6 protein-coding genes are annotated in these 5,881 nt (G+C 55.6%); 3 read left to right on the top strand and 3 right to left on the bottom strand.

All coding sequences use genetic code 11. The features are described 5' to 3' along the window. On the top strand, nt 1-764 hold a 764-nt coding region (locus PHW69_09650; GenBank protein ID MDD4005445.1), incomplete at its 5' end, for a hypothetical protein. A 6-nt stretch (nt 765-770) separates the two neighbouring features. Here PHW69_09650 and PHW69_09645 read toward each other — a convergent pair. Then, on the bottom strand, nt 771-1,535 hold the full coding sequence (locus PHW69_09645; protein ID MDD4005444.1) for a hypothetical protein: 765 nt from the start codon (nt 1,533-1,535) through the stop codon (nt 771-773). A gap of 89 nt (nt 1,536-1,624) precedes the next feature. Here PHW69_09645 and PHW69_09640 point away from each other — a divergent pair, with 89 nt between their 5' ends. After that, entirely contained in the window at nt 1,625-2,344 is a 720-nt protein-coding gene (locus PHW69_09640; GenBank protein MDD4005443.1) for a hypothetical protein, read from the top strand. On the opposite strand, the gene PHW69_09635 is transcribed toward PHW69_09640, so the two are convergent. Continuing rightward, nucleotides 2,260-3,018 (bottom strand): hypothetical protein, encoded by a 759-nt coding sequence (locus tag PHW69_09635; protein ID MDD4005442.1) that lies wholly within the window; start codon nt 3,016-3,018, stop codon nt 2,260-2,262. The genes PHW69_09640 and PHW69_09635 overlap by 85 nt on opposite strands. A gap of 776 nt (nt 3,019-3,794) precedes the next feature. On the opposite strand from PHW69_09635, the gene PHW69_09630 reads away from it, so the two are divergent. Next, nucleotides 3,795-4,754 carry a glycosyltransferase family 2 protein gene (locus PHW69_09630; GenBank protein ID MDD4005441.1) on the top strand — a complete coding sequence of 320 codons (960 nt, stop codon included), beginning with the start codon at nt 3,795-3,797 and terminating at the stop codon, nt 4,752-4,754. Here PHW69_09630 and PHW69_09625 read toward each other — a convergent pair. Next, a complete protein-coding gene (locus tag PHW69_09625) occupies nt 4,751-5,788 on the bottom strand; it encodes a glycosyltransferase (GenBank protein MDD4005440.1) in 1,038 nt (345 codons plus the stop codon). The genes PHW69_09630 and PHW69_09625 overlap by 4 nt on opposite strands. Nucleotides 5,789-5,881: the final 93 nt, after the last annotated feature.

Here is a 5,881-nt window from a genome sequence, read left to right as displayed (position 1 = left end):
TTCGGGTTCTGCGCCGGTTCGCGCCCGGCGCGCTTTCCTGCGCGTTTTCGCCGGACGGGAAAACCCTTGCGGCCGGCTATATGCTCGGCGCGCTGAAACTGTTCGACTGGACGGGCTCCACCGTAACCGCGCGCAAGCCCGGAGCGGAGCTGAAAACCGCGTCCGGTCAAACCGTAGCCAGACTGCGCCCGCGCGCGCAGTACCGCGCCGATTACACCGACCACAATGCTTACGGCGTGCGCGTGACGGACGGAAAAACCGCCGGATACATCTCCCCCAACGCGGTTTACGACGAGGATTTCATGCCGCCGCTCATTCTGCCGGCTAAAATACGGCAAACGGAGAGCGGCGCTGTAGAGGTGCTGTTCGCCGCGCTCGACGATGTGGCGCTCGGGCAGGTGAAGGTGGATGGCCGGGCGGCCGTGCCGGCCGACGAACCGTACGACTGCGGCAACCTGCGCTCGTGCAGATTATTTGCCGCCGGATTGCCGAAAACGTCAAGCGTATGCGTCACCGCAGGCGATATCGCCGGCAAAAGCACCGCGACGGTGTTTTTTCAGGGCATGACCATACCCGACGCCGGCCCCTATTTCCTGCGCGCGAAAGCCGGCGCGGATATCGAGGTTTACGCGCGCCGCGACGGGAAAACCCCGCTCGCCCTGATCAAAAAAGGCGAATCGTTCGATACGGCCGGCTATAAAAAAGGCTGGTATTATCTGCGTGACGGGACCTGGCTTTACGATGCCGCCGTCATTGCCCGGTAAACACCGCTATTTCACTGCGGGTGGGGAAACCCGGCCCGTTCTGCCGGGCGGGGGGGACTGTTTCAAACGCTGTTCGATCTGACGGCGCGCTTTTTCCGCCGACTCTTCCAGCTGTTTTTTCAGTATGAATGCCTGATTGTAATCCTGCGCCGCAAGTTTCCTGTTGCCGATCTTATCGTAAATGCCGCTGCGCGACAGATAGACATACGGATCAAGCGGAGCGAGTTCGCGCGCCTTCTCGACATCCACCAGCGCGTCCGCGAAACGCCGCAGGGCGACAAGCGTGCCCGCCCTGTCAAGATACAGTTTCACCGCAAGGTTGTCGGCCACCTGCCGGGCGGTCAGCCCGTAAGTATTACTCAGCTTATCGGCAGATTTGTTGGCAAGAAGCTCCCGCTCGATATAGCGCGGAAGAAGTTTTTGCGCCGCAGCATAGGCATCAAGAGAAGGCTGATACTGGCCCATGTCATAATAAACATTGCCGAGATACATGAACGTGACGGGATACCCGGGATGCGTTTTCGACACATAAAACAGGTCCTTGAGCGCGGCGCTGCTCTGGTTCATTTCGATATAGGTCATCGCCCGCACCAAACGCGCTTCGTCGTTTTGCAATGAAACGGCTTTTGAAAGATAATGAAGTTTTTCCGCGTTGTCCCGCGCGCCCAGCGCTTTTTTCAGAAAATAAACCGAAAAAAACTTGAACCCGACAAAAACCAGCGACACAGACACCGCAAGCACTACGAATTTCCGAAAATATCGCTTCTCCATACCACGCTCCGCGCAAAATGCCTTCAAAGGAATTTTACCTTAATTTGAAACGCCCCGGCACGGAAACAATTTATTATAATAGTAATGGAATGCTGATATTCGACGATTTTTTTACAATCTATGCCTCGCAGATCTCGTTCGCGTTGCTCTTCACCGCGAGCATAACCCTTATCGGCAGCGCGCTGGCGTTTAAAATCACGCGCCGCAAAAACCGCCTCAAAACATTCGCCGCCAAAAACGAACTCGGATACCGCTATACCGCAGAGTATTATATCCGGCACCTCGCCGGTATGCCGCTTGCAAAAAACAACCCCGCTAACAGAATGCGTAATTTCCTCAGCGGCGGAATGCTGGAGAACGCCGTCTATTTCGATTTCTTCTGCCGCGTGCCCGTCACGCTGGAATGGTTCAGCCAAAGCGTGGTTTGTTTTCACGCCGAATATGATTTGCCGGATTTTTATCTGATGCCAAAAGAAGCGCCGTTCCGGGTGCCGGCCGCGGCGGGCCGGGTTCGGATGAGCCGGGATTTTGACGCGAAATATTCGCTTTATTCAACCAACCCCATCCGAGCCAGAGCGCTTTTTTTGCGCGGGCCGGAAAACTTTTTCTGCAATGAGCGCGGCTGGTCGGTTGAATTCCGGCACAATAAAACCCTTGTATACCGCAGCGGCGTGCTTTATTCCGCCTTCCTGCTGGCGGATTTCATCAACAAGGCGTTTGAAGTCTATCTTATGACAGTATGGGTGCCATCTTCCCCGAATCCGGCGCAAACGCCCAGTCCGGCGGATTCGGCCAGAGCGTCGGCGTAACCGTCCCAGCCGCGGTTCGCAGCCGGACTGGCGGGGCTGGGATGGGCAAGCCGCAGAATCCTTGCGTCCGTTCCGCTTAAAACCCGTCTGAACCGCTGTTCTGCGAAAGCGCCTATCCCGACACAATAACGCGGCCTGAAATATTCCACGCTGGCAAGCAGCGCGCGGTCGCACGCGCTTTCCAGCTCGCGCCGGAACGCGGGCGGCAGTTTATCGGGCGTAAGATTGCGCCCGCTTTCCTCCATGAAAACCAGCGGGCAATAATTGAGAACGAAAATTTCCTTAAAAAAAGCGTCCGGTGTTTTGAACCGTTTTTTTGCCCAGCCCCACAACCTGCGCCCGCTGACCTCGCTGCGGAAACAGGAAAAACCCGTCACCGGCCTGGCGGGATGCTGCCTGGGCGGACCAGTGATTTCGGCGGAAATGCCGAGCCAGTCGCGCACGGCGGACACCTCGCCAAACGGAATGCCCGTCTGCGCCATGCCGAACGGACCGGGGTTCATTCCCAGAAACACCGCTTTTTTCGGCGAAAAACCGTAACGGCGGACATACTCGTCATAGGGCGCACGGGCATAGTCGAGCGGATTATACACATAAGCCGCACGGGCGGCGGAAAAATCCAGCCCGGAAACAGCCTCGCAAAGCTCGTCGGTTATTGAAAACAGATCACGCATGAAATTTCTCCCGCCACGGCGGAAACGCCGAATTTTCGCCCGCCGTAAAACACCTCGGGCTCCAGTTGCAGTATACCTGAAATCGCACGGTATTATACGACAGGCGCGGTGCATATCGCCGCCGTGGAAGTTACAGTATACCTGAAAACCGCATGGTATTATACACGACGGCAACAAAAAACAAGACCGGCATTCCCCCGAACACCGGTCTTGCTTAAATCCGGCTCGACCACATAAAGAAATCCCCATTCCTTTCTGTTATCGAACCTAACCCCAGCACTGCTTGGTACCACTACGGAGAAAGCTTTCAAAGAAACTGTCAGGCTTTATGAAATGTTTTCCGTAATCAAATTATAGACAACTTTTGCCCCGCGCGCAACAGTTTTTTAAATTATTCCAGAATCACATAATTTTTTCACTGTAAAAAGCATTTATTCCATTTTAGAATATTGCCCCCGGGCATAACCGCGCAAAGCGGCGCGCGGTACGGACGCAACCCCCGTGAAGCGGGTTCGGAACACAGTCTTTTAGCCGCGGGCCCGGTAGGCTCCGCAGGAAACGTTTTACATCTTCCAGCGTTTTTATCTTGCGGTCGTTCAGGTCCACTATCATGACTATAGTCTATGAACGCCACCACCACATCGGACGCTTTCAGGGCTGCTCCAGGCTCATTTTGCGTTAGAAACACCTGATTTTTCAGGCTCATCTTGCATTGAATAATTCTGACAATAGCAATGCGTCACAATAATTGCTATGATGCCTCGCATGCCGGTCTTATGAAAAACATTGAAATACTGCTTGCCGCATATAACGGCGAAAAATTTTTGCGCCAGCAGCTGGACTCGGTTATAAGCCAGCTGCCGCCGGACTGCCGCATTCTGGCGCGTGATGACGGCTCATCCGACTCAACCGGCGCGATTTTAAAATCGGCTGCCGCCGGATTCCCGGAAAAACTGCTGGTGCTTGAAGGCTCCGTAAAAAACGCCGGAGCCGCCGCAAATTTTTCATGTCTTCTCAGCCGTTCCTGCTCCGAATACGTTATGTTTTGCGATCAGGACGACGTCTGGCTGCCCTCAAAAATAAAGCGCAGCGTTGACCGCATGAAAGAACTAGAAAAACGGCACGGCAGGGAAACTCCGCTGCTGGTATGTTCCGATCTGGAAGTGGTTGACGGGAACCTGCGACAGATAGCGCCTTCTTTTATCAAATACGCCGGACTGGCGCCGGTTTCCGAAAAAAGTTTCGAACGGTTGCTGGTGGAAAACTCGGTGACGGGCTGCACTGTCATGATAAACCGCCCCCTGAAAACACTGGCCGCCAAGATGCCCCCCCAAGCCGTCATGCACGACTGGTGGCTGGCTTTGACAGCGGCTGCTTTCGGCGCAGCCGGCTACATTGCCGAACCGCTTGTCAGATACAGGCTGCACGGGACAAACACTTTCGGGGCTTACCGGTGGAGCCTGTCCTGCGCGCTTGACCGCAAAAGCAATCTGGCCGCCGCGCAACGCCAGGCCGCCGGATTCCTCGCCACATTCCATGACAAGCTGCCGCCCGGACGGCGCAGGATTATCGAAGCCTTTGCCGGACTGGACAAAATGCGCTGGCCCGCCCGCGCCATATTTCTGGCGCGGCACGGCCTGCTCCGCACCGGTTTTGTCCGCAATATGGGACTGCTGTTTGAAGGTTACCGGCTTTATGAAACCGTCGGGCCGCTTATCAGAAAAATCAAAAACTAGAGTTGTTTTTCAAACCGCTTGAGCACTTCAAGATATTTCGCGCCAAACATCCGCTCCGAAAAACCCGCTTCAACCGTTTCACGCGCTTTCCGGCCCACCGCTTGCCTTAACTCATGATCTGCCGCAAGACGCCCGATAATGGAAACCCAGTCCTGCGGAGTACGCGCGATAAAACCCGCGCCAGGTGGAATATCCGCAATATAAGAAGCGAGCGGGCCTGTCACAACCGGCAGGCCCATTCCCATCATCAGCAAGGCCCGGCCGGACGGTTTTGCCGCCACAAAGGGATCTTTAATATCCGCCGGAACGATTCCGATATCGCAGGCGGCGAGTTCTTTGAGCATCCCTTCATAGCTCCACGGCACCCAGCGGCAGCGGATATTCCGGCCCGCGATAAATTCATGCACCGTGCGGGGCCGCGCGCCCAGATACCGGCCCTGCACATAATCGGAAGTGACCAGCACCAGCTCATAGCTGCCCGCGGCAGCCAGCCGGTCAAGCGCATTGCCCGTTTCACGAAACCCGTGCAGGCTCGACACGTTGCCGCACCACGCCAGCCGGCAACACCCGGTATTTTCATAGCGGGCGCGGAAATCAAGGATATCCGGGGTAACGGCATCGGTTATCCTTGCGACATCATGATTATAGGGAAGAAACAGCTCCCGCTGAACGTCGCTGCCGGACACGATACAGCTGGAATTGCCCAGCATCTCCTCGAAAATCCGGAACCGCCCGTTAAAAGCGAATTTCAGCCGGTAATAAAGCTGGCCCGGCGGTATGTAATTCGAAAAAGGAAAGGTAAGAAGATTATCGGTAATATCGCCTATGACGGGTATCGCGCGCCGCACAATCCGGCGGAATACGCCGATATTTTCCGTGGCAAGCGACGACACCACAACATCATATTCCTCGCCGTCCCGATAATACGCCGCGCTGTGCCCGGCCTGCCGGGCCTGCCTGATAAGCACGTCATAGCGCCAGCGCCTGACCACATGCAGGGGATCGGAAGAAAAGGGAACAACTCCTATTCTCATTGCAAACCGCGCCTGTTGCCGCAAAACCGCCTGCGGAGAATTGCCGCAGCCGTTCTGAACGCCAGAGGTTTGGCCGGAAATATTTTCATAAGG

The sequence above is a fragment of the Elusimicrobiaceae bacterium genome (assembly GCA_028700325.1).
Classification (GTDB): Bacteria; Elusimicrobiota; Elusimicrobia; order Elusimicrobiales; family Elusimicrobiaceae; genus JAQVSV01.
Note: the sequence above shows the minus strand (reverse complement) of the source record. Positions and strands in the feature narration are given on the sequence as shown.

What these genes read in the sequence shown, in the direction of transcription:
- PHW69_09645 (MDD4005444.1), bottom strand. Translation starts at nt 1,535, where the DNA reads ATGGAGAAGCGATATTTTCGGAAATTCGTAGTGCTTGCGGTGTCTGTG.
- PHW69_09640 (MDD4005443.1), top strand. Translation starts at nt 1,625, where the DNA reads ATGCTGATATTCGACGATTTTTTTACAATCTATGCCTCGCAGATCTCG.
- PHW69_09635 (MDD4005442.1), bottom strand. Translation starts at nt 3,018, where the DNA reads ATGCGTGATCTGTTTTCAATAACCGACGAGCTTTGCGAGGCTGTTTCC.
- PHW69_09630 (MDD4005441.1), top strand. Translation starts at nt 3,795, where the DNA reads ATGAAAAACATTGAAATACTGCTTGCCGCATATAACGGCGAAAAATTT.
- PHW69_09625 (MDD4005440.1), bottom strand. Translation starts at nt 5,788, where the DNA reads ATGAGAATAGGAGTTGTTCCCTTTTCTTCCGATCCCCTGCATGTGGTC.